This is a genomic window from Marinomonas piezotolerans (assembly GCF_003362755.1).
Classification (GTDB): domain Bacteria; phylum Pseudomonadota; class Gammaproteobacteria; order Pseudomonadales; family Marinomonadaceae; genus Marinomonas; species Marinomonas piezotolerans.
Genome location: NZ_QKRA01000014.1, coordinates 36,623 through 59,692, shown reverse-complemented (window position 1 = coordinate 59,692; position 23,070 = coordinate 36,623). Strand labels below are relative to the sequence as shown.

Annotated in this window: 21 protein-coding genes and 1 pseudogene; 9 read left to right on the top strand and 13 right to left on the bottom strand. The window is 45.4% G+C overall.

Going from position 1 to position 23,070, the window contains the following annotated elements; genetic code table 11:
* Both DN730_RS17895 and DN730_RS17890 read right to left on the bottom strand, forming a co-directional pair.
* A pseudogene (locus tag DN730_RS17895) lies at positions 1–166 on the bottom strand (helix-turn-helix domain-containing protein); the annotation flags it as partial.
* 503 nt (positions 167–669) lie between these two features.
* Positions 670–1,872 carry an EAL and HDOD domain-containing protein gene (locus DN730_RS17890; RefSeq protein ID WP_115469502.1) on the bottom strand — a complete coding sequence of 401 codons (1,203 nt, stop codon included), beginning with the start codon at positions 1,870–1,872 and terminating at the stop codon, positions 670–672.
* A gap of 157 nt (positions 1,873–2,029) precedes the next feature.
* Between DN730_RS17890 and ilvD the strand changes: the two genes are divergently transcribed.
* The 3 genes from ilvD to DN730_RS17875 all read left to right on the top strand — a co-directional run bounded on the left by ilvD (position 2,030) and on the right by DN730_RS17875 (position 6,059).
* Entirely contained in the window at positions 2,030–3,874 is a 1,845-nt protein-coding gene (gene ilvD / locus DN730_RS17885; RefSeq protein WP_115469501.1) for a dihydroxy-acid dehydratase, read from the top strand.
* Positions 3,875–3,948: 74 nt separating this feature from the next.
* Positions 3,949–4,791, top strand: a complete 843-nt coding sequence (locus DN730_RS17880; protein WP_115469500.1) for a 23S rRNA (adenine(2030)-N(6))-methyltransferase RlmJ — start codon at positions 3,949–3,951, stop codon at positions 4,789–4,791.
* Between the two features lie 44 nt (positions 4,792–4,835).
* Entirely contained in the window at positions 4,836–6,059 is a 1,224-nt protein-coding gene (locus DN730_RS17875; protein WP_115469499.1) for a PAS domain-containing protein, read from the top strand.
* A 53-nt stretch (positions 6,060–6,112) separates the two neighbouring features.
* Here the strand turns inward: DN730_RS17875 and DN730_RS17870 are convergent, their stop codons facing one another.
* Together DN730_RS17870 and folA are read right to left on the bottom strand one after the other, a co-directional pair.
* Positions 6,113–6,532: a secondary thiamine-phosphate synthase enzyme YjbQ gene (locus tag DN730_RS17870; RefSeq protein ID WP_115469498.1), complete on the bottom strand. Its 420-nt coding sequence runs from the start codon at positions 6,530–6,532 to the stop codon at positions 6,113–6,115.
* A gap of 5 nt (positions 6,533–6,537) precedes the next feature.
* Positions 6,538–7,038: a type 3 dihydrofolate reductase gene (gene folA / locus DN730_RS17865; RefSeq protein WP_115469497.1), complete on the bottom strand. Its 501-nt coding sequence runs from the start codon at positions 7,036–7,038 to the stop codon at positions 6,538–6,540.
* A gap of 104 nt (positions 7,039–7,142) precedes the next feature.
* On the opposite strand from folA, the gene DN730_RS17860 reads away from it, so the two are divergent.
* Positions 7,143–7,994, top strand: coding sequence for a thymidylate synthase (locus DN730_RS17860; protein WP_115469496.1), 852 nt, complete (start codon positions 7,143–7,145; stop codon positions 7,992–7,994).
* Between the two features lie 45 nt (positions 7,995–8,039).
* Here the strand turns inward: DN730_RS17860 and lgt are convergent, their stop codons facing one another.
* Genes lgt through DN730_RS17845 form a run of 3 tightly spaced genes read right to left on the bottom strand, consistent with a single transcriptional unit; the run spans position 8,040 to position 11,682 of the window.
* Positions 8,040–8,837, bottom strand: a complete 798-nt coding sequence (lgt, locus tag DN730_RS17855; RefSeq protein ID WP_115469495.1) for a prolipoprotein diacylglyceryl transferase — start codon at positions 8,835–8,837, stop codon at positions 8,040–8,042.
* A 25-nt stretch (positions 8,838–8,862) separates the two neighbouring features.
* The gene (ptsP, locus tag DN730_RS17850) at positions 8,863–11,151 is read right to left on the bottom strand and encodes a phosphoenolpyruvate--protein phosphotransferase (RefSeq protein WP_115469494.1); all 2,289 of its coding nucleotides are present in this window, start codon (positions 11,149–11,151) and stop codon (positions 8,863–8,865) included.
* A gap of 30 nt (positions 11,152–11,181) precedes the next feature.
* Positions 11,182–11,682: an RNA pyrophosphohydrolase gene (locus DN730_RS17845; RefSeq protein WP_115469493.1), complete on the bottom strand. Its 501-nt coding sequence runs from the start codon at positions 11,680–11,682 to the stop codon at positions 11,182–11,184.
* Positions 11,683–11,815: 133 nt separating this feature from the next.
* Here DN730_RS17845 and DN730_RS17840 point away from each other — a divergent pair, with 133 nt between their 5' ends.
* Positions 11,816–12,481 (top strand): histidinol-phosphatase, encoded by a 666-nt coding sequence (locus DN730_RS17840; RefSeq protein WP_115469492.1) that lies wholly within the window; start codon positions 11,816–11,818, stop codon positions 12,479–12,481.
* A 25-nt stretch (positions 12,482–12,506) separates the two neighbouring features.
* Here DN730_RS17840 and DN730_RS17835 read toward each other — a convergent pair whose 3' ends face one another.
* Complete coding sequence (locus DN730_RS17835) at positions 12,507–12,989, bottom strand: cupin domain-containing protein (protein ID WP_115469491.1); 483 nt, start codon at positions 12,987–12,989, stop codon at positions 12,507–12,509.
* Positions 12,990–13,164: 175 nt separating this feature from the next.
* On the opposite strand from DN730_RS17835, the gene DN730_RS17830 reads away from it, so the two are divergent.
* From DN730_RS17830 to DN730_RS17820, 3 genes are read left to right on the top strand one after another with little or no spacing between them, the layout of a single operon-like run.
* Positions 13,165–13,995, top strand: coding sequence for an arylamine N-acetyltransferase family protein (locus DN730_RS17830; protein WP_115469490.1), 831 nt, complete (start codon positions 13,165–13,167; stop codon positions 13,993–13,995).
* Positions 13,992–14,912, top strand: a complete 921-nt coding sequence (locus DN730_RS17825) for a DMT family transporter (protein ID WP_115469489.1) — start codon at positions 13,992–13,994, stop codon at positions 14,910–14,912. The genes DN730_RS17830 and DN730_RS17825 overlap by 4 nt, the downstream gene beginning before the upstream one ends.
* A complete protein-coding gene (locus DN730_RS17820) occupies positions 14,893–15,492 on the top strand; it encodes a Crp/Fnr family transcriptional regulator (RefSeq protein WP_115469488.1) in 600 nt (199 codons plus the stop codon). Before DN730_RS17825 ends, DN730_RS17820 begins: the two co-directional genes overlap by 20 nt.
* A gap of 56 nt (positions 15,493–15,548) precedes the next feature.
* Here DN730_RS17820 and DN730_RS17815 read toward each other — a convergent pair whose 3' ends face one another.
* A complete protein-coding gene (locus DN730_RS17815) occupies positions 15,549–16,745 on the bottom strand; it encodes a class I SAM-dependent rRNA methyltransferase (protein WP_115469487.1) in 1,197 nt (398 codons plus the stop codon).
* 117 nt (positions 16,746–16,862) lie between these two features.
* Here DN730_RS17815 and DN730_RS17810 point away from each other — a divergent pair, with 117 nt between their 5' ends.
* Positions 16,863–17,729 (top strand): HDOD domain-containing protein, encoded by an 867-nt coding sequence (locus DN730_RS17810; protein WP_115469486.1) that lies wholly within the window; start codon positions 16,863–16,865, stop codon positions 17,727–17,729.
* Between the two features lie 57 nt (positions 17,730–17,786).
* Here DN730_RS17810 and DN730_RS17805 read toward each other — a convergent pair whose 3' ends face one another.
* The 4 genes from DN730_RS17805 to DN730_RS17790 form a co-directional block, all read right to left on the bottom strand.
* Positions 17,787–18,863 (bottom strand): ABC transporter ATP-binding protein, encoded by a 1,077-nt coding sequence (locus DN730_RS17805; RefSeq protein WP_115469485.1) that lies wholly within the window; start codon positions 18,861–18,863, stop codon positions 17,787–17,789.
* Between the two features lie 11 nt (positions 18,864–18,874).
* Positions 18,875–20,542 carry an ABC transporter permease gene (locus DN730_RS17800; RefSeq protein ID WP_115469484.1) on the bottom strand — a complete coding sequence of 556 codons (1,668 nt, stop codon included), beginning with the start codon at positions 20,540–20,542 and terminating at the stop codon, positions 18,875–18,877.
* 22 nt (positions 20,543–20,564) lie between these two features.
* On the bottom strand, positions 20,565–21,563 hold the full coding sequence (locus tag DN730_RS17795; protein ID WP_245958011.1) for a Fe(3+) ABC transporter substrate-binding protein: 999 nt from the start codon (positions 21,561–21,563) through the stop codon (positions 20,565–20,567).
* Positions 21,564–21,861: 298 nt separating this feature from the next.
* Complete coding sequence (locus DN730_RS17790; protein ID WP_115469482.1) at positions 21,862–23,064, bottom strand: UbiH/UbiF/VisC/COQ6 family ubiquinone biosynthesis hydroxylase; 1,203 nt, start codon at positions 23,062–23,064, stop codon at positions 21,862–21,864.
* Positions 23,065–23,070 lie beyond the last annotated feature (6 nt).

Below are 23,070 nucleotides of genomic sequence, written 5' to 3'. Positions count from 1 at the left end.
GCCGACCATGCTTTCGAAGCCAAACTAAAACTGTAGAACGGCCTTGTATACCGTATTTATTTTGAGCTTGTTTGTAGGTCAGCTCGCCTTTTTCTACTTGATCAACAACAGCCAATTTAAAGGCAAGAGAATAATCACGCTGTGTACGCTTAGATGTTGTGGTCATTGCACTCTCCAATTGTTGTATTGAAAAGTGACAACCTTATTTAGGACGGGTCAAGCACAAAAAAAAGGGCAGCTAAAGCTGCCCATTTTTATGCCTTTCTTCCTGAAAAGCGCTCATCCGATAAGTGAAACATCCTGTTAAACCATCCCTGAGATCCGCCCGACCTTGGCACATGATTCTGCTCCTTAGAATCCGTCACTTCCTGTGCGATTAGATCCATCTCTAAGCCGTCCTAGCTTTTCCATCTAAATCCTACAAAGCATCCTGCTTTGTTGCACATCATGTGCCTCTCAATCCTTGAGTTCCGTTTGGATGAGTACACTTTACCTCAGTTTTTAAAATATTCAAAAAAAGAGAAAATCAGAAAAATCTTTTATTTATCATAGATATAGAACAAATCACGGAGAAATTTCTTGATTTCAAGAGATATTGCAGATATTCCCTACACTAAATGTAGGGATTTCCGTACAAAAGGACACCACAAAAGAAAACTTACAGAATAATCAAAGTGCATCCCTAAAACTATCCACCCATTTCACCGCTTCGGTATAAGTGTCAGCTAGTAATTGCACATCAGTTGGGGACTTGATCGGCCGATGTTTTTCATACGCTTCAATCAAATCAAGAGTGTGACCAATCCGGCCAGATCGCTCTATGATCGAACGAGTAAACTCAATAGGTAAAGGTAACTCTGATAGAATTGAATCGAGTTCCACTCCGACACAAACATCAATTAGTGACAGCATCGCTGCCAAAAAATACCTATCCTCATTTGCATACCCTCTCTCCTTCGCGAACAACTCTGCATGCTTCGCTCGAAGTAGGACCTGCATCTGCAGCACCTCTCGATCTGCAGTCATTTCAGACATCAACAACAAATTAGTAATGGACTTTAGTTGATCCACTCCGATCAACATAATCGCTAGTTTTAACGAATCGACTGAAGCCATCAATCCGGTCATTGGCGAGTTAAGGTACCTTAATAGTTTGTGAACCAAACCAATATCTTGACTCACGATAGCTTCTAACTCGCCAATCGATAAATCGTCTGCCTTCATCATCGCTGCCATCAATTGCAAAAGTGTCAATTGGTTGACTCGAGATGCTTTCTTGGAGATCGCCTCGGGCTTCTCAAAAAAGTACCCTTGGTAGTAATCCACATCCAGTAACTTTGCGAAATGATAGTCTTCCCAAGTTTCAACTTTTTCTGCGATAAGCTTAACTTTGAAAGGCTTTAGTAGCTCTACTTGCTTGTGGAACGCTTCTTTACCTAAAGCAAGAATATCCAGTTTAACATAGTCCGCTATTTCAACAAACGGTGCTAACTTAGGTTCAAATACGAAGTCATCAAGCGCCAGACTATAACCAGCATTACGCCAGCGCCGTAGCGAAGCGAGCAACACTGCATCAAACCCTGCGCTTTCTAAGACCTCTATGACAGTATGCTCTTTTGGTAACGGCACACCACTAGGGTTGATCAAATAACCACGCGGAAAGTTAACGAACGCTTTACCAGTCCCTACTAAGTTGTGCAAACCGAGATCAAGCAAACTCGTTGTTATAACCTGAGCTGTTGCTCCTACTTGATCATAAACGTCTGCTTCTGCTGCTTGCGCATCGCGACGATACAATAACTCATACGCAACGGTGGACAGTTTATTATCTATTATAGGTTGTCGAGCAATCGCTACGTTGTGGTAGTTCATATATAGGCGAACCTTATAACGTTATCTATGTGTAAGCGGAGCAAATTATCATTGCACTCTATATACTCAGTATATTGGTAAATTAGTCTTTGGGCGAATGCAATAAAGTTGGTACCATGAGCGGATAAATAAAGCAAAATTAATTGTGGGGAAACAAATGCCAGACTATCGTTCAAAAACATCCACCGCAGGCCGTAATATGGCCGGCGCTCGTGCGCTTTGGCGTGCAACAGGCATGAAGGATGATGACTTTCACAAACCGATTATTGCTGTCGCTAACTCATTCACCCAATTTGTGCCAGGTCACGTACATCTAAAAGACCTAGGACAGCTCGTCTGTCGCGAAATTGAAGCTTCCGGTGGCGTAGCCAAAGAGTTCAATACTATCGCGGTGGATGATGGCATCGCAATGGGCCATGACGGCATGCTTTACAGCCTTCCTTCTCGAGACCTTATTGCAGACTCTGTTGAATATATGGTCAACGCACACTGTGCCGATGCACTGGTCTGTATATCCAACTGCGATAAGATCACTCCAGGAATGCTGATGGCTGCAATGCGCCTAAACATACCGGTTATTTTTGTTTCCGGTGGCCCAATGGAAGCCGGAAAAACTAAGCTTTCTGAGCACAAACTGGATCTTGTCGATGCGATGGTCATTGCAGCAGATGACAGCGTATCTGACGAAATGGTTGAGGAAATTGAACGCTCAGCGTGCCCAACTTGTGGCTCGTGCTCGGGTATGTTCACCGCTAACTCAATGAACTGTCTAACGGAAGCGCTTGGTTTAAGCCTTCCAGGTAACGGTACGGTCGTGGCAACGCACGCAGATCGCAAACGCCTTTTCCTTGAAGCTGGACAGCGTATCGTCGAAATCACGAAAAAATACTACGAGAAAAACGAAGAGAAATGGCTTCCGCGCTCGATCGCGACATTTGAAGCATTTGAAAATGCGATGACTCTCGATATTGCAATGGGTGGATCGACAAATACTATCCTTCACCTCTTAGCGTTAGCACGTGAAGCCGAAGTCGATTTCACGATGAAAGATATTGATCGTTTATCTCGAAAAGTGCCTCAACTTTGTAAAGTTGCTCCTAATACACAGAAATATCATATCGAGGACGTGCACCGTGCCGGCGGAATCTTTGGTCTGTTAGGCGAGCTAAACCGTGCAGGGGCATTACATAGTCATGTACATACTGTACATTCTGACACCATGCTCGATGGCCTGAAGAAGTGGGACATCATGGAGTCACCAACCCCAGAAGTGGTCGAGTTCTTTAAAGCAGGCCCTGGTGGCATCCCGACACAAGTCGCCTTTAGTCAAGATAGCCGCTGGCCGACATTAGATGGCGATCGCGCTAATGGTTGCATTCGCTCTTTAGAAAATGCGTTTTCATTAGAAGGTGGTCTGGCCGTACTGTATGGCAACATCGCTCAAGATGGCTGCGTCGTCAAAAGCGCAGGCGTGGACGAGTCAATCTTGGTCTTTGAAGGCAAAGCACATGTGACCGAATCTCAAGACGAAGCCGTCAAAAACATCTTGGATGACAAAGTTGAAGCGGGTGACATTGTAATCGTTCGCTATGAAGGACCAAAAGGTGGTCCTGGTATGCAGGAAATGTTGTACCCGACATCGTACATAAAATCTAAGGGGCTTGGTAAGGCCTGTGCCCTGCTGACTGACGGTCGCTTCTCAGGCGGCACCTCAGGTCTGTCTATTGGCCACGTATCTCCAGAGGCTGCAGCGGGTGGTGCTATCGCACTTGTCGAAAATGGTGATCGCATCTTGATCGATATTCCAAATCGAACCATCAACGTGATGATCTCTGACGAAGAGCTGGCACACCGACGTGCAACCATGGAAGCCAAAGGCGCAAACGCTTGGAAGCCTGCCGAGGTTCGCCCACGCAAGGTGTCTCCTGCATTAAAAGTTTATGCGCACTTCGCGACCAGTGCTGACAAAGGCGCAGTACGCGATCTAGATCAACTAGACTAGTTTCACAACGAAACTTAAAAGCCGCGCCTTTTTGATAGAGGGGCGGCTTTTTTCATTCTATCGGAATTAAATTTATGCTGAGCTACCGACATATTTACCACGCAGGAAACCATGCGGATATATTAAAGCACTTGGTTGCCAGCCAAGTATGCCGACACCTAACCAAGAAAGAAGCGTCTTTCTTCTACCTTGATACTCATGCGGGAATTGGCTTATATGAGCTCAATTCGGATCAGGCTCAACTGAACCAAGAGTTTAGCACTGGAATAGGCAAGCTTATGTCAAGAGCTGACCTACCTGAACCGCTTGAGCATTTTGTTAGTATCGTTAAAACGTTAAACCCCGATAATAAACTAGCAGTCTATCCGGGCAGCCCGAAAGTCGTAGACCATTATTTACGCCTTAAAGACAAGATGCATCTTTGTGAACTGCATCCCAACGATTTCCCTCTACTCGCAGCATTGTTCCCGCAAAAGCGTCGGGCAAATGTCGTTAAAGATGATGGGTTTCTCGCTGTAAAAAGTATGCTTCCACCACCACAGAAGCGTGGTTTCGTTCTTATGGACCCACCTTACGAAGTCAAACAAGATTACCAAAAAGTTGTTAAGGCTCTAGAAGAAGGTTACAGACGCTTCAATCAAGGCACCTATGCCATCTGGTATCCAGTTCTAAATAGACGACAAGCAGATGATTTATTAAATGCCGTACAACGCACAAGCATTCGCAATACTTTATTATTAGAACTCAATATTCGTGGCACTGAAACTAAGCGCGGTATGGCGGGAAGTGGTATGATTATTGTCAATCCACCATGGACGTTGGAAAATGAAGCTAAGCGATTTCTACCCTACCTAGTAGAAATACTCGCAGAAGACTCGGATGCTCATTACCAGTTACGCTGGATTACACCTGAGTAAGACCCTACGACGTACCCCGTCAGACAGATTAAGAGGAGCGCCACATGACCATTCCATTTAACATAGCCTTTCAACATATGCCAACACCAGCCTTTGTTGCGCGTATTGAAAGCGGAGAGATTGTGGCGGCTAACGAACACCTCGAAAATCTCTACCTCAATGTTGGCGCCGCACGCCAAGCCACTTGGGCAGAACTAGTAAACGATGACAAGGCATGCTTGCGGGATACCATATCACTTGTTAAAGAAGGCCGTATTGAAAAGGTAACCGCCCAGCTGCAGGTTGGAGACCGAATCATTGCAGGAGAAATTAGCTTTAGCATCCTTGATGACGCCTATACATTAGGTTACATCTCGCACACCGAGCACTTAGACTTTTCCGCAGCGGAAAACACCTTGCTCAAATTTGCTTTGACTGAATCATCTGCTGGCCTCTGGATGTGGGAAATTGAAAGCGACACCATTTCTTGCTCACAGTCTATCGCCTCTCTGTTAGGCTGTACCTTAGAGGCTACTCCACATAACGCAAATGCGTGGCATGATCTTATCCATAGAGATGACGCAGAAAAGCTCATTCGCACAGTGCAAGAGCATATTGATCATCAACAAAAATACTATGAAGCGGAATACCGCATTCGAAGAGCAAATGACGAGTACATTTGGGTACGTGAGCGAGGACGTACATACAGTCAAAGCAAAGATGGCAAGGTGCTAAAACTCATCGGGTTCGTTGAGGATATTAGCCACCAAAAAGCTCTCGAAGAGCATTTACGCTCCCAAGCGACCTTTGATGAATTAACAGGGCTGCTTAACCGTGGCGCCGCGCTCACGCACTTCACCAAACAGCTAGGATTGGCTCGCCGACAATACACTCCATTGACCATGGCTAAAATAGACTTAGATGCGCGAGGCCTATTGGCAGACATGCCATTGGAGAACCGTAATACAGCTATCCACACGACCGCACGCTATATCTATAAAAAAATTCGAGAAGCAGATATCTTGGCCCGAGTGGCTCACGACAAACTACTACTTCTATTACCAAATACTAGCCTTAAAGATGCGCAAAAGCTCATCAACGAATTTTTAATGCCGCGAGAAGAAGAGAAGAAAGTACTAGAATTTAGTGATAGTAGTCATCTCAACCTATGCGTTGGTTTAGCAACCTTCCCAGAAGACGGTGAAACCATTGAAGAGCTTGCAAACAGCGCCAATTCCGCAGTTGAAAGAGGGCGTACCGAAGGTATTTCAGTTTCGATTGCCAAATGATCGTTTTGTGCTTAAGGAGTGCTTTGACTCCTTAAGCACTTTGATCCGCCACACTATTCCCCATGTAATGTTAAAACTAACGTTCGGGAACCGCCCCTATTCCGATGCTCACAAAAATAGATACCTTGCCAAGTTCCTAAATTCAGACGCCCCTGTGTCACTGGTATAGATAAACTAGCGCCCAAAATGCTGCTCTTTAGATGCGCTGGCATATCATCACTACCTTCGAACGTATGCTGATAATATGGCTCTTCTTCGGGTACTGCGTGGCTAAAAAAGCTTTCGAAATCTATCCGAACCGTTGGATCCGCATTTTCATTAATTGTCAGTGACGCCGAAGAATGCTTAATAAACACATTTAGCATTCCGACCTCCAATGCACGCATTTCCGGTAACTGATTCAAAATTTCTTCCGTCACCAAATGAAAGCCGCGTTTTCTAGGGGATAAACGAATTTCCTTTTGAAACCACATATTATCTACCCTTTTTGATACACCGAAAAACGATAGTCATAAGGGTTTGGGCCTTCCGCAGCAAACGCCTCTTCTCCTACTTTTTCATAGTTTTGCCAAGGTACCTCAGGAAAAAAGGCGTCTCCCTCTAAGTGCGTATCAACATGAGTAATATACAATCGATCAGCCCTAGGCAAGGCTAACTCATAAATCTGCGCGCCACCGATCACCATGACTTCTTCATGCCCATCGATCAAGCAAATATCCTCTCCTAGCTTGATCGCCTCTTCTAATGAAGACACCACATCAATGCCTTCAGCTTGGTAGTCTGGATTTCGTGTGATAACAATATTGCGACGTCCGGGCAGCGGCCGGCCAATCGACTCATACGTATTACGCCCCATGATAATTGGTTTACCCATCGTCACTTGCTTGAAGTACTTTAGGTCGTTTGGCAGATGCCAAGGCAAAGCGTTATTCACACCGATCACTCGGTTAGTCGACATAGCGACAATAAGAGATAGCATAGTGGCTCCAATGTATATTCATTGTCGATCTTAAGCAGCTGTCGGCTTTATTTTAAGATCTGTTATAATTGCCGCCATCTTACCCCAACAAAGAGTTCAATTACATGAAACAGTATCTCGACCTTTGTCGCCGCATAATAGATGAGGGGGAATGGGTAGCGAATGAACGCACTGGTAAACGCTGTCTTACCGTGATTAATGCCGATCTAACCTATGAAGTAGGCGCTGGAGAGTTCCCTCTCGTTACGACCCGTAAAAGTTATTGGAAATCTGCCGTCGCTGAGATCATCGGCTATCTTCGGGGCTACAATAGTGCTGCAGACTTTCGTGCCTTAGGTACAAAAACTTGGGACGCCAACGCGAACGAAAACAAAGTTTGGCTCGACAACCCTTATCGTAAAGGTGAAGACGATATGGGACTTTGCTACGGCGCCATTGGCCGTAATTTCCCAAAACCCGATGGCGGTACAGTCGACCAATTACAGCTGATTGTTGATGACTTAACTCGTGGCGTTGATAACCGCGGGGAGATTTTCACCTTCTATCACCCAGGCGCACTACACATGGCTTGCCTGCGCCCGTGTATGTACAGTCATCACTTTTCCCTTCTTGGTGATACGCTCTACTTAAACAGCACGCAACGTAGCTGCGACGTGCCTCTAGGGCTGAATTTCAACATGGTTCAAGTATATTTCTTGTTGGCCATCATGGCGCAGATTACGGGGAAAAAACCAGGCAAGGCGTATCACAAGATAGTAAACGCACACATTTACGAAGATCAGTTAGAGTTAATGCGTGATGTTCAGCTCAAGCGTGAGCCTCTGGCTGCGCCACGCTTTAAAATCAATCCAGATATTAAAACGCTTAAAGATCTAGAGACTTGGGTTACCTTAGACGATTTCGACGTGGAAGGTTATGAGTTCCACGAATCTATTGCGTACCCATTCTCTGTTTAGCCTTTATGCTAGACACCTAGCCAAAACTAGGTGTCTAGCAATACACTATTTCTGCGGAAAAGTATTGCGTTTGAAGCCCACCCAGATAAGCCCCGCCCCCAGCAGAACCATAGGCACTGATAACAACTGCCCTTGAGTCAACCAGCCAAACGCCAAATAACCAATCTGAGGATCGGGTTCGCGAACAAACTCTACCAAGATACGAAATAGTCCATAGCACAATAGGAATAAACCGGAAACACAGTAACGCGGTTTAGGCTTGCTAGAGAAAAACCATAAAATCAAAAATAACGCGACGCCTTCTAACGCAAACTGATAAAGCTGCGACGGATGTCTTGCCAGCTGTAATGGATCCCCAGGAAAGATCATCGCCCAAGATACATCTGTAGGCTTGCCCCAAAGTTCACCACCAATAAAATTCCCAAGTCGTCCCAAGCCTAAACCTATCGGCACAAATGGCGCTCCAAAATCGGTAATATCGACCAAGTGCTTTTTCGTTTTACGCGCGAACCACCACATGGCAACGATGACGCCTAGCAAGCCTCCATGGAATGACATACCGCCTTCCCATATTCGAACTAAAACCAACGGATTGTCCACAAAAGATGGGAACTGATAGAACAGAATGTATCCTATACGTCCTCCAAGGATGACACCAATCGCTCCATAAAAAATCATGTCGCTGACTTGTTCTGGAGTCCAAATGCCTTGAGAGCGTTTCGCACGATATACACCTAAGTAATAGGCGGAGACAAAACCAATTAGGTACATTAAGCCGTACCAATGGATTGCCAATGGACCGATGGACACAGCAACTGGGTCAATATTAGGGTAAGGAATCATATAGAAAGGTCTTTTATTAGCAGAATTAGTGCAAAGTGGCCGTTTTAGACGGGCGAATCAGACGTTCGACACCAGCCTCTCTTACGAGTTTCATTAGCGTTTGTTTCACGGCATCGGCATGTGCCAAAGGCATAACCTGATGCAACATATTTTGCGCTTGCTCCATACTAAGTTTACGCAGTACCGCTTTTACCCTAGGTAAGCTCGTAGAACTCATCGATAAGGTATCGTAGCCCATCGCCATGATCAGAATAGCGCCTAGCGGATCACCGGCCAGCTCACCACAAACGCTTAATTTGATGCCTTCGCCCTTCGCTTGTCGAACAATATCTGACAAGGCCCGCAAAACCGCAGGATGGAATGTATGGTAAAGCCCTGCGACGCGAGAGTTATTTCGATCGACAGCCAATAGATATTGTGTCAAATCGTTACTACCTACGGACATGAAATCAACCATACCCGCTAGCTCTTTAACCTGATATACCGCTGCAGGAACTTCTATCATGACGCCGACTTTTGGCATCACCACATCATAACCTTCCTCTTTGACCTCTGCGTAAGCACGGCGAATCAGGGCTTGAGCCTCTTCCACCTCAGCGACGTTGGAGATCATAGGAAGCATGATTTTCAGATTATGTAAGCCCGAACTAGCCTTAATCATGGCCCGTATTTGTGCCATGAAAATCTCAAGGTGATCCAATGTTACTCGAATACCCCGCCAGCCCAAGAAAGGGTTTTCTTCGTTAATTGGGAAGTACGGTAAGGCCTTATCACCGCCGACATCCAAGGTACGAATTGTCACAGGGGCAGGAGCAAAGCCTTCGAGCTGCTGACGATATATTTGCTCTTGCTCAGCCTCTGTAGGGAATCGATCTCGAATCATAAAAGGCACTTCAGTTCGGTAAAGCCCGACGCCCTCCGCACCACGATCTAAAGATCGGTTCACATCGGCCAATAGCCCTGTGTTGACGTATAGACCTATGCGTTGACCATCTAGCGTTTCACAAGGCAAATCTTTAAGCTGCTCGTACTCACTCTCGAGCTGACGCTCTTCGTCAACGATCTGTTGATAGCTGTCTATGATCGCATCGGAAGGGTAAGTAAAAATCTGCCCCGAGTATCCATCAACAATCATGTCAACTTTATCAAGCTTGGCATAAGGCAAATCAACAGCCCCCATGACCGTTGGAATCCCCATCGCACGAGCTAAAATCGCCACGTGAGAACTGCTGGAGCCCATTACGGAAACTAAGCCTTTAATCTTGTCTAACGGCACTTCACCTAACATTGAAGCCGTTAACTCTTCACTGACAAGTATCGCTGGCTCAGTGAGATTATCCGCCATTTTAGGTGTTTGCTCTTGTAGATGGGATAGAATTCGACGGCCAAGATCACGGATGTCACTGGCCCGCTCACGCAAATACGGATCTTCCATCTGCTCAAAAAACGAGATATGCAGTTTAATCACCTGTCGCAATGCCCCAGGTGCCCAATTTCCTTCTTTGATCTTGGTCTCAACTTCACCCGCTAATGAGTTGTCATCAAGAATTTTCAAATAGACGTCAAACAGTGCTTTTTCGTCACTGCTAATATGCTGACTTAAACGGCTGCTAACTTTTTTTATGTCTCGACGAACGGAGGCAAGAGCTTGATAGAACTCTTTAATTTCAAAGTTAATATCTTCAGGTGTCCGATCAGGAATAGCATCCAAATCGGCAGGAGGGAAAACAACAACAGCCTTACCTATCGCAACACCTGAACTGCCCGCGATACCTTTATAGCGAAAATCAGCGCCCGCAGGTGATGTGTTCGGGGTTAGCGACATCATTGCACCGGTTGCTTCTGCGTGAGCAATGACGCCGGCGAGCTGAGCTGATAACGTAATTAAAAAAGCTTCTTCACCTTCATCAAAACGGCGGCGCTCTTCATGTTGAACAACCAACACCCCTAAAACCTGACGATGATGAATGATCGGTACACCAAGAAAAGAGCGATAACGCTCCTCTCCAGTACCACTCAAATAATGAAATGAAGGGTGTATATGGGCATCTTCAAGATTAACAGGCTCTGCACGACGCCCAACAAGACTCACCAGCCCCTCGTTGGCTTTTAGGCTAAGCTTACCCGCGGCGTCCGCATTCAAACCTCGGGTAGCCATTAAGATATAATCCTGTGAATTAGGATCGACTAAGTAAATTGAGCATACTTCAGAGCGCATCGCACGACGTACACGACGAACGATAATATCAAGCGCCGCTTGTAATGACTGAGCCGCGGTGACTTCTTGAGTGATTCGTCTCAATAAACTTAACATAATTCTTCTACCCTCTATGTAGAAAGAAGTTTATGCAGACTTCTTTCTACGATTAAGCCACCTATGCGCATTGGGGATTAACTCCTTTAATGCACGTCGGTAGACATCCTTTTTGAACGCGACGACTTGTCCTAGCGGATACCAGTAGCTGACCCAGCGCCACCCATCAAACTCAGGGCAATCGGTACCATCAACACAAACACACGCATCCGCACAGCGAATGGAAAGCAAAAACCATTTCTGTTTCTGTCCGATGCAAAGGGGTTTACTGTTGTGGCGTAACATACGCTTTGGTAATCGGTAACGTAACCAACCACGAGTTCGACCGACAATTTCTACTTGATGTGGCTCTAACCCCACCTCTTCTTTCAATTCTCGATACAGCGCTTGTTCGGGTGTTTCATCCGCTTTTATACCACCTTGGGGAAACTGCCAAGCATTTTGACCTACTCGCCTTGCCCAAAGTAGCTGGCCTCGCTCGTTCATCAAGATGATGCCTACATTCGGTCTATATCCGTCTGCATCAATCACGAGACTCACCTTATAACTAAAATCTAATTACTGTCATTGTTCCATAATTCGGTGTTGCGCACAATTAATCGGGCTGTTATTTGTCATAAGCATCGCTATACTGACGCACATTATTTAAAGAAAAGGTAACGTTGTGACACTAGCAATTTTTGATTTAGACGGCACATTATTAAGCGGTGACAGCGACTATAACTGGGGGCAGTTTTTAGTTGAAAAAGGATTGGTTGATGTAGACGTGTATAAAGAAGCTAATGATCGCTTCTTTGCTCAATACCAAAGCGGGGAACTGGATATCTACGAGTATTTAAGGTTTAGCCTAGAACCTTTAACCCGCTTCAACAAGGACGAACGAGATACATTACATCAAGAGTTCATGACGCAAAAAGTTCGCCCGATGATGCAGGAAGAAGCAACAAAACTGCTAAAACACCATCGTGATCAGGGCCACTTCCTGCTTTTAATTACGGCCACTAATCAATTCGTCACAGGGCCAATTGCAGAAGAGTTGGGCATGGATCACATTATCGCTCCGATACCAGAAATTATTGATGGTCAATACACCGGCAAGGTTGTTGGCGTCCCGAGCTTCCAAGAAGGCAAAGTAACCCGTCTAAACGATTGGCTCGCTGAGACGGGACACTCTATGGAAGGTAGTTACTTTTACAGTGACTCACGCAATGATTTGCCATTATTGGAACTAGTAAGCCATCCAGTAGCCGTCGATGCGGACCCAGTGCTAACAGACATAGCCAAAGAGCGTGGCTGGCCACATATTTCTCTGCGCGGCAATTCTATGTAGCTTGACATTGGCAAGAAAGCGTTCTCTATGCTTTCTTGCCAGCATTCGGATGCTCGATAGCATTCATGTCAACTAAATCCCAAGGCATACCTTGATGCCGATAAAGACGCTTGTTTAGGTTTGGATACTCCCCAATATCGTGCTCTAAACGCTGACCAACCACAATACACTTGAGGCTGTTTGCGCCTGTATTGCGGATTGAGTGCGCTTCACCACCCGCACGATACCCAATAAAATCTCCGGCTTTAATGGTATAAACCTCTTCCCCTATTTGAGCTTCACCAACACCTTCCAGAATATAAACACACTCATCTTCGTGATAATGCTTATGAAACTCAGTGGATTCATGGCCAGGCTCCACGGCAATCAAATGAAAACCAAAACCAGTGAGGCCTGTAAGATCCCCTAATGATTTATTCACGCGTTTCGCATTGTCATTCAGAAAATGTGTTTTAGAGATCCCTTCATACTGATCTATCTCTTCTTTCGTAATTAAATACTTATCCATTACTTACCTCAGACAAAGACCTTAGCGCCAAGAACTGACTAATCACGCATACCGAAATAAATATGCACCAATAAACTTAGGTTAATTCCCTATGCTACTCCTTCGTGTACGTTAACTCCTATCAAAGACTCAAATTAATAGCACAACACAATTTGACAAACAGGTTGACTACATTATGCTCGAACAATACTTAGATACTCTAGACCTAACCCTGCCTAAAAGCCCTAATCTTGCCTTCTTGAATGAATACACTCGCGCGCACTTGGCAAGGTTTACTTTTAACAACCTCGCAGTGTTACTACGCGAAACGATTTCTTTAGAAACGTCCGATATCTTTGATAAAGTCATTAGCCGACAGCGGGGCGGGTACTGCTTCGAACACAACAAAATTGCTCATGAAACGCTTAAATCATTAGGCTATTCAACTCGCATCATACTGGCTCGGGTACTTAACAACCATGATCGGCCGGTACCTCGAACTCACCGAATTACCCTGGTTAAACTTGGGGAAGAACTGTATTTAATTGATGTAGGATTTGGAGGAACTTGTCCTGTAGCGCCGATTTCACTCAGCAATTCCGGACCTCAAACCGCCGGATTTGAGCAGTATCAGGTAAACAAACTTAGCCACACTGAATTTGAGCTTGTCCTACTCACCAAAGAAGGGCCATTTTTACTCTATCGCTTTGACTTAGCAGTTTACACCGAAGCCGATTGTGAAATGGGGCATTTTTATTCCCATCAGCACCCTAGAGCAGTCTTTGTTAATAATTTCGTCGTTAGCCGGAAAACCCCCTCTGCGATTTACACCCTAATTAACCACCACTTCACTCAACACACAGAACATAAGGTAAAAGAGGTTCTAATAGATTCTGCTGATGCTTTACGGCGCTGCCTTACTCAAGAGCTAGCGCTCATTATTGAGCCTGAAATTTGTGATTATCTTTTCGACAGCTATATCAAGCCAAAACTGAACGAAGATCGTAATGAGGACCAAAAACCATGACGTCTATCCTATCTGCCTTATTGTGGGCCTGGTTAATGGCTTCGTCTTTTTTGGTTTCTGCGTTTATCGTGCCCTTCGCTTCACCCATGGCTACGACAGGTCTGCGTTTTTTGTTTGCATTAATCATCATGACACCGTTTTATTTAGCGCAATCACGCCCATCGGAAAGCACTCTTCGATCTCTGATTCGATCTCCAGTTTTTGTACTGAAGTATCTTTTCATTAGTGGCTCTTTGGTCGGTTTTTTCATCGGCTTGTTTACTGCGCTTAAGTCCACAACGTCATTAAATACTTCCGTCATTTATACCCTAGTTCCTTTGATCGGTGCCCTGATTATGCTGGGGGTTGGCATTAGGACACCTCTGAAACACTGGGTCGGCTATGTACTTGGGACAGCAGGCGCAATCACCGTTCTCATATTTTCTCGTGATGGGCATTTAGCTTGGCACTCAGGTGACGCAATCTACGTTGTAGCGTGCGTTTTACTTGCCTTACATGTAGTAAGTGTGCAGGTGTGGGGAAGCAATGCGTCTCCTTTCGAAGGAGCGTATCGCATTACTTTATTCGGATCGCTATGGTTATGGCCCATCATGATTTTTTGGGGGGATCTCACCAATGTCCGATGGTATTCGAGAGAATTTTGGCTGCTATTGAGCTATCTAACACTGTTTACTACATTGATAACATTTGTATTACAGCAAATGGTTGTCAAGCAATCGGGCGCATCCCGTTTATTAGCATTCAGTTATACGATACCTATTTGGGTGTCCCTATACTTCGCCAGTCATACAGCCAGCCTGACTGAAGAACTATCGCTGGGATTCGTTATCGGCGCTTTAATGGTCTTAATCGCACTGGTATTAATTGATAACTCATTACTTTTTCGGAACACGTCCAATGGATCGACTTCAACTTAAACAGCAATTTATCGACTACTTCAATCAATACCATTCTAAAATTGACTGGTCACTGTTCAAGTGTGAGATCGATCTACATCTATTAAAAAAAGGCCAGCACTTATTTCAACAGGGTGATGACGCCAAGCGGCTCTATTTCCTAAACAGCGGCTTAGTACGCTATTGCAACGTTTCAGATAAAGGTAAAGAATATACTCAATCAATCGCTAAAGCTCCGAGAGTCGTAGGCTCAACCCGAGCCATGACACTAGGAACGCCTGCTCTATTCAGTATTGAGGCTGTCACCGACAGTATTGCGATTTCGTTTCCTTGGGATATCTTTTATCAGCAGATGAGCCAAGATTTAGGATTTATGAAAGCCTATGCGACGTTCCTTGAAACCATTTTTATTCAGAAAGAGCTAAAAGAAAGCTCAATCATTCATCTATCGGCAACCCAAAGATACTTAAATTTCTGTAGGGACTTCCCTGAGCTTCCAGGCACGATGCCACAACAGCAAATTGCTTCGTATATTGGTATTACCCCTATCGCTTTAAGCCGGATTCGAGCGCGCATTAAAGAAAGCGCCGGATCGCGATAGTATTTTGACCAGTCTTATAAAAAACGCAGCCAAGGCTGCGTTTTTTATAAGACTATTTAAAGCCCCATATTATTATGCACACGATAAAAAAGGGCTTTGAGATATTCCGTTTCTGGTATCGCTGGATGAACAGGATGATCTGGTGCTTGCGTCCCGCGATAGATTAGTTGCGAAAACCGCTCCAACTGTCGACTATTACTGCGCACAATGTCATGTAATCGCGACGTTTCCAAATGCATTGAGCAAGACCCAGAAACAAGGACACCACCTTTGGCAACCAAGCGCATTGCGAGTTGATTAGCGCGATGGTAAGCACCTTCCCCAGCTTTAATGTCCTTACGGCGGGCAATAAAAGCAGGCGGATCCATAACGACCACATCAAAGCGTTGCTTGTCGTCAATCAAAGATTGCATCGCATCAAATGCATCGCCATGCATCAAACTGGCATCACCTTCGTACTGATTAAGAGCTAAATTTGCATCCACATGCTCAAGAGCCGATTCTGAAGCGTCAATAAAAGTGACGTCCGTCGCGCCTGCTGAAGCAGCTTGCACCCCCCAACCACCTACATACGAAAATACATCTAAAACACGTTTACCAGAACAAAAGCCCTGCATGGTTTTTCGGTTCTCGCGATGATCATAAAACCACCCTGTCTTCTGCCCATCCCAAACTGGCGCTTGGAACAAGACATCGTTTTCCTTTAAATAAACGACTTCCGGCACGTGCCCAAAAACTTCTTCAACATACGTATCAAGCCCCTCAATGTTGCGCATTTTGCCGTCATTCTTCATCAGAATGGCACTCGGCTTAACAACGTCTTGCAGAGCCTCAATAATTTCTTGCTTCAACCGCTCCATTCCAGCAGTAGAAATTTGCACCACCAAAATGTCATCAAAACGGTCGACAACAAGGCCTGAAAGCCCATCTGAATCACCGAATACCAAGCGATAATAAGACTCTGGATACACCATTTCGCGTAACGAGAGCGCTATTTTAAGTCGGTGAATGAGCGTAGACTTGTTCAATACTGTATCAATACTGCGGCTCACTAAACGCCCACAGATTAGAGTATTCGGATTGATGGTCGCAACACCTAACGGCTTACCTTGCGCTGTTTCCACAACGACTTGATCCCCCGCACTAAATTGCTTTAATGGCGTTGCGTCGGTATTCACTTCATTGCTATAAATCCATTGATGGCCCGCACGAAGTCTTCTATCTGCTTGCCCTTTTAACCGAATTACGCTCAAACTATTCACCAAGGTTACATTAAAAAACGCTATTATAAATGTTCACTGAGTGATTTCTATGCTTACTGGGGATTTCACTGTTTTTTTCGCCCACCCCTCATACATTAAGAGGTAAAGATGTCGACAGATCTTAATGAAGAACAACTCAATCGCGTCCTGCAAGGCGTCACAATCCCCCCTCAGCCACAAGTGATGGTTGACCTTCACATGGAGCAGGCCATGCCTGAGCCAGATATGGAACGTATCGCTCAAATCATTTCACAAGATGTTGGCTTGTCCGCTGCCGTGCTTAAGTTTGTCAACTCTGCTTACTTTGGATTACCGCGCAAAATATCTTCGATACACCAAGCTGTCATGATGCTAGGCACTAACTCAATCGCCAACATCGTCAATGGTTTATCGGTCAAAAGCGAATTATCAGACGGTGCGATTGAAAACCTACATCACTTTTGGGATAACGCGATGGATGTGGCTGCTGTCTGCTCAAGTATTGCCCAGCAAATTGGCTTCAAATACCAAGACGAATGCTATGCATTAGGCTTGTTCCACAATGCAGGCATTCCGCTCATGATAAAGCGATTTGACGGTTACCAAAAGATCTTAGAGCAGGGCTATCAGTCTAAGACATTTGAACTAACCGACTTAGAAAACAAATCGTTTCGTACTAATCACTCTGTAGTGGGGTATTATCTCGCTAAATCATGGGCATTACCCAAAACTTGCTGCTATGTCATTGCTCATCACCATCGCTCAGGACGCCTATATAACAATCGAATCGCAGGCGACAGTAAGCACCTTACGTTTATGTCGATATTAAAAATGGCGGAACACATTAGTGGAACGTATCGCCATTTAGGTAAAGCGGAGGAAAACTATGAATGGCTTAATATGGGTCATTATGCCCTTGAGCACTTAGAGCTGACCGAATATGACTTTGAAGGGATTATTGATGCTTGCCATGAGCAAGGTATTGGTAACCTCTGAGCTAGGCATCGTAAATGGGCGCGTTTTCGCGCCTTTACGATTAAGGCGCTCGCCGTTTTATCTGGCGTTAGACGCAAACATTACTAAATGGTCTAGCTCTACCCGAATACCAATCTCTTGGCCAATCGAGTGATTATGATGAGAGGATGCGAAACAATAAATTACTTTCCCCGACGACAATTTTACGCGATACAAAAAATACGACCCGCGAAACCATTTACTAACAATTAGCCCTTTAAATTGACTCTCGTCATCATGCAAAATGTCGTCTGGTCGAACCAATAAATCGACCTTTTCCCCTGCTGCAAACCCGTGATTCAAATCACCATGGATTTCCCCTAAATCAGAATGCACACAATTGTCGCCACAAACAACCGCTGGCAAGAAGTCCCCCTGCCCAACAAACATTGCTACAAAGCGAGATACCGGTTCATGATAGATTTCATAAGGGGTACCAACCTGCAAAATTTTACCAGATTCCATCACAGCGACCTGATCTGCCATTGCAAACGCTTCTGACTGATCGTGAGTAACAAGTATTGCACTAACGCGCTCATGCATAAGAATCGCGCGAATATCCGGTACTAGTTCTTCTCTGAGCTTTGCATCTAAGCCTGAAAAAGGCTCATCCATCAGCAATAACTTTGGCTTTGGTGCGATCGCTCGAGCCAGCGCAACGCGCTGCTGCTGCCCTCCTGATAACGAGTGTGGATAACGCTCTCCAAACCCAGATAAGCCCACCAGATCAAGCAAGTAATCAACTCGTGCCTGCGAGTCCCGCTTTGCCCAACTTTTCAAACCAAACGCAATATTGTCGCGAATCGTAAGATGAGGAAACAGAGCGATGTCTTGAAACACCATACCAATACTGCGTTTCTCTGGGCTCAATACATGGTCCGCCGATGACAACTCTTCATTGTCTAATACGATTGTCCCAGCCATGAGGGGCTCAAAACCAGCAATCGCACGAAGTAGAGTCGATTTACCGCAACCACTTGGCCCCAACAAGCACCCTATCTGCCCTTCAACAATCCGAAAGCTAGCATCTTCAACGACGGCTTTATCATGATACCCGACGCAAATACTATTCAGGCTTAATTCTTTCAATATCTTGTTTGGAGGCATAGCTGTCATATTCTTATCTCTTAACCGTTAGTATTAGCGGAGGAAATAGAGCGACTCAGTAGAATCACAGGGATTAGCCCCACTAAAACTATCATCAAAGACGCAGGCGCGGCGTCGACCAACCGTTCGTCAGACGCCAACTCAAACGCTCGTACGGCTAGTGTGTTGAAATTAAACGGACGCAAAATCAAGGTTGCTGGCAACTCTTTTAATACATCTACGAACACAATAAGCAAGGCAGTCAGCACAGAGCTTTTCAATAACGGCACGTGAATACGTCGCAGCACCTCAGCTGGGGAGCACCCTAAAGAGCGGCCAGCCATGTCCATACTGGGCTTCACTTTACCTAAACCACTTTGCACAGACCCTAAGGAAACGGCCATAAACCGAACTGTATAAGCGAATAATAGAGCGATAATAGTACCTGAAAAAATCAGTCCGATTTTCACATCAAACATTTGCTTCACCAAAGCGATAATTTGATGATCTAACCAAGCCAGTGGCACAATCACACCGATAGCGATAATTGTACCAGGTAAAGCATACCCCATACCTGCACTCAGAGCCGCAGCATTCACACTTTTGGAGTGATGCAAACGTACGGCATAAGCTATTACTAGCGCCAACGATACGGTGATTAGTGCTGCCGAAGCTGCTAAATAGAATGAATTCCAAGACAGAATTACAAAATCCCAGCCAATGCTTTCAGCTTCAAATAGCGCCCAGTATCCCAACACACTCGCAGGAACAACAAAGCCCGCTAGGACTGGGATAGAACAGGCCAAACACGCCAATGCACCAGAGAGGCCCGTTAATGGAATCCTTCTTTGACTCGCTTTGCGTATGCCGGACGCATGATATTTAATCTTCCTTCGAGAATAACGCTCGGTAAAAATAAGAACGGCTACAAATAACAACAACACACCTGCTAATTGCGAGGCTGCAGCCAGATCTCCAAAGCCGTAAAACGTTCGCATGATTCCGGTTGTGAATGTCGTCACGCCGAAATATTGGACTGTGCCATAATCTGCAAGTGTTTCCATCATAGCCAGCGTCACCCCAGCAACAATCGCAGGGCGCGCCATAGGTAGCGCCAACTTAACAAAAGCATGTGGCGCCGAATAGCCAAGCGTACGAGATACTTCTAAGGTGTTAGCAGACTGTTCGAGAAACGCAGCGCGACTCATTAAATATACATAGGGGTACAACACCAAAGAGAGCATGACAAATGCGCCGCCTAGCGAGCGCATCTCGAAGAACCAGTATTCGCCATAACCCAACCCAGTCACTTCACGTATAAAGGTTTGCACAGGCCCTGCAAAATCAAACAACCCAGTATAGGTATAAGCAATAATGTAGGCAGGCATCGCTAACGGCAGCAGTAGCGCCCAAGAAAACATTCGCTGACCAGGAAAATGGCAAACGCTGGTAAGCCACGCCGCAGGAACTCCCATTACGAGGGTACCAAACGTGACTCCAACCATTAAAAGAAGCGAGTTAGAGACGTAATCAAATAGCAGCGTGTCATAAAGATGCTGCCAAACTTGATCGCCCCCTAAAAAGATATTAACGACAATGATTAAAACTGGCACTGCTAACAATATAGCAACCAACAGCGCACTCAGTTTCAACCAAGGAAGTCGGCGCCGAGCTCTCGGCGTCGACAACTGGCTGGTTAATGTAGACATTGTATTACGCTACTTAGCTTGACTATTTCCAACCCCCAATATCCATCATTTCAACCGCTTTGCGGTTGTTGTCTCCCAAGACACTAAGAGATAACGAGTCCGCTTTAAATGGACCAAATGGCTGCAGGCTTTTCGGTGGGGCAATACCTTCGACAACAGGATATTCATTATTCACATCTGCATACCATTCTTGGCTTTCGTGGTTAGTGAGGTACTCAACCAATAATTTTGCATTCGTGATATTCGTTGCTGATGCAGTTAACCCAATGCCACTAACATTGACATGAGCACCACGCTCATCTTGCGCTTGGTTTGGCCAGAATAAAGCAAGAGCGTCGTATACCGCTCGATCTTTCGCATCATTGCTTTGACCTAAGCGACCAAAGTAATAAGTATTCGCCAAGGTAACGTCACATACGCCCGCGGCAACTGCTTTTAGTAAGTCTGTATCTCCCCCAAAAGGAGGGCGTGCTAAATTCGCAACAAAACCATTAATCCACTTCTGCGTTTCAGCTTCTCCATTGGCTTCAATCATTGATGCGACTAAAGACTGGTTATAAATATTTGAGGATGATCGAGTACAAATACGTCCTTTCCATTTGGGATCAGCCAACGCTTCATAGGTAGATAGTTCTGATGCGTCTACTTTTTTAGGGTTATAAAAAATGACACGAGCTCGTTGCGATAATCCGTACCAGTATCCATCACGGTCATGCAAATTATCCGGCACAACCTCATTCAATAAATCTGTTTCAAACGGTTGTAACACACCCGCATCTTTTGCTCGGTAAAGGCGCCCCGCATCGACAGTAATGAAGACATCTGCAGGGCTCGCATCGCCTTCGACTTGCAAACGACGCAATAGCGCATCAGCGCTTCCAGTAATGAGATTAACTGTCACATCATTCGCTTTCGAGAAGGCGTCTAATGCAGGAGCAATTAAAGCTTCTTTGCGTGCCGAATAGACATTCACTTCGCCTTCTGCATAACTGACCGAACTTCCAATAGTAGCGCCAGCCATTAACGCAAAAAGCCCCCCCTTCACTACAAGAGATGCTTTAAAGCTCGCTAAAATATTGCGTGATAACATTATTGAAAACCCTTTTAAGATTGATAGTACTCAAGTGCTACCGAAACGATATGAAAATGTTCTACAAATGCAACTATAAATGAAAACCGTTCCTGTTTACAATTTTTTCTTGGTTCTATTTTGGATATTCATGTTCTATTTTGAGGAAATCTAAAAAAGAGGCTTATAGCCTCTTTAGAAACACAAACTCGCCGTTTGATACCACAAGTCAGAAAAAACCCGACTTAAGTTAGTACGAATGAATGCCCGCGGCATGGGCGACTAACTGACGTTTCATATAAGCAGACGCATTACATAGACTCATCCCAGTATTACGTAACTGCACCACCAAAGGATGCTGAGTGGTAAACGCTCGCTTAAACGCCTCCATTGACGCTGCCATTGCGATATTATCCAGCATTCGAGCACGCTGGTATCGACGCAATGTTTTTAAAGCGCCAAGCGACTCTCCACGTTGGTGAGCCTTAACTATTATTGGCACCAGTGCACTGACATCGGCAAAGCCAAGATTCGCGCCTTGCCCTGCCAATGGATGGATAGTATGTGCGGCATCCCCAACTAAGGCGATGTTCTCTTGTACATATTGTTTAGCGTGACGCTGGCGCAATGGTATTGCCAATCTCGGCACCGTAATCGCCAGCGCAGTAAAGCGACGATTCATCGCATAAGTTAGGCGCTGACAGAATTGAGTCTCATCCAGCGCCAATAAAGCTTCGGCTTCTCTAGGCGCTACCGACCAAACAATCGATACGTAATGTTTGTCCGCAATACTGGGAAGCGGCAAAAAGGCTAAAATTCCCTCCTCACCAAACGCCTGCCACGCCGTATCCTGGTGAGGTTGGTCGATCTGGACAGTAGTAACAATCGCGTGATGACCGTAGTCCCACTCAACTGTATCAAAACCGCTCTGCTCTCTTGTTTTGGATTGTGCGCCATCGGCAGCGATTAGCAACGCCCCTTGCAATTGACGATCAGACGCTAGCGTGACTTCTATACTATCCGACACATAGCGTTGCTCTGCAACCGTGTCATTAAGATATAGATCTATACCGCGGGTATCTTGAACAGTTTTCATTAAGGCATCACATAACACGGCGTTTTCCACCAACTGCCCTAAATCGTGACGATGCTGAGTCATCGCGTCAAAATCTATTTCTCCAGCGCCTAGCCCATCCCATACCACCATATTTTTGTATGGCGCTAAACGGTTTGGATCAATTCGCTGCCATGCTCCGGCTTCCTCCAAGAGTGTTTTGGATAACGTCGAAATCGCACTCACACGTGCGTCATAGGCAGGAGGCACCGACAACGGGTATTGGCCAGAGTGTTTATCAACCAATGCGACCGTTAATCCTTTCTTTGCCGTTAAAACAGCGGTCAAAGCTCCGACCATTCCAGCGCCAATTATGATGAGATCGTATTCTCTGGCCATACCTTA

Bases quoted from the DNA above. Each gene is read 5' to 3' on its own strand.
- DN730_RS17890 (WP_115469502.1), bottom strand. From the start codon at position 1,872: ATGAACTACCACAACGTAGCGATTGCTCGACAACCTATAATAGATAAT.
- DN730_RS17790 (WP_115469482.1), bottom strand. From the start codon at position 23,064: ATGGCCAGAGAATACGATCTCATCATAATTGGCGCTGGAATGGTCGGA.
- DN730_RS17820 (WP_115469488.1), top strand. From the start codon at position 14,893: ATGGATCGACTTCAACTTAAACAGCAATTTATCGACTACTTCAATCAA.
- DN730_RS17835 (WP_115469491.1), bottom strand. From the start codon at position 12,989: ATGGATAAGTATTTAATTACGAAAGAAGAGATAGATCAGTATGAAGGG.
- DN730_RS17875 (WP_115469499.1), top strand. From the start codon at position 4,836: ATGACCATTCCATTTAACATAGCCTTTCAACATATGCCAACACCAGCC.
- lgt (WP_115469495.1), bottom strand. From the start codon at position 8,837: ATGATTCCTTACCCTAATATTGACCCAGTTGCTGTGTCCATCGGTCCA.
- DN730_RS17810 (WP_115469486.1), top strand. From the start codon at position 16,863: ATGTCGACAGATCTTAATGAAGAACAACTCAATCGCGTCCTGCAAGGC.
- folA (WP_115469497.1), bottom strand. From the start codon at position 7,038: ATGCTATCTCTTATTGTCGCTATGTCGACTAACCGAGTGATCGGTGTG.
- DN730_RS17860 (WP_115469496.1), top strand. From the start codon at position 7,143: ATGAAACAGTATCTCGACCTTTGTCGCCGCATAATAGATGAGGGGGAA.
- DN730_RS17870 (WP_115469498.1), bottom strand. From the start codon at position 6,532: ATGTGGTTTCAAAAGGAAATTCGTTTATCCCCTAGAAAACGCGGCTTT.
- DN730_RS17800 (WP_115469484.1), bottom strand. From the start codon at position 20,542: ATGTCTACATTAACCAGCCAGTTGTCGACGCCGAGAGCTCGGCGCCGA.
- DN730_RS17830 (WP_115469490.1), top strand. From the start codon at position 13,165: ATGCTCGAACAATACTTAGATACTCTAGACCTAACCCTGCCTAAAAGC.
- ptsP (WP_115469494.1), bottom strand. From the start codon at position 11,151: ATGTTAAGTTTATTGAGACGAATCACTCAAGAAGTCACCGCGGCTCAG.
- DN730_RS17825 (WP_115469489.1), top strand. From the start codon at position 13,992: ATGACGTCTATCCTATCTGCCTTATTGTGGGCCTGGTTAATGGCTTCG.
- DN730_RS17805 (WP_115469485.1), bottom strand. From the start codon at position 18,863: ATGACAGCTATGCCTCCAAACAAGATATTGAAAGAATTAAGCCTGAAT.
- ilvD (WP_115469501.1), top strand. From the start codon at position 2,030: ATGCCAGACTATCGTTCAAAAACATCCACCGCAGGCCGTAATATGGCC.
- DN730_RS17880 (WP_115469500.1), top strand. From the start codon at position 3,949: ATGCTGAGCTACCGACATATTTACCACGCAGGAAACCATGCGGATATA.
- DN730_RS17795 (WP_245958011.1), bottom strand. From the start codon at position 21,563: ATGGCTGGCGCTACTATTGGAAGTTCGGTCAGTTATGCAGAAGGCGAA.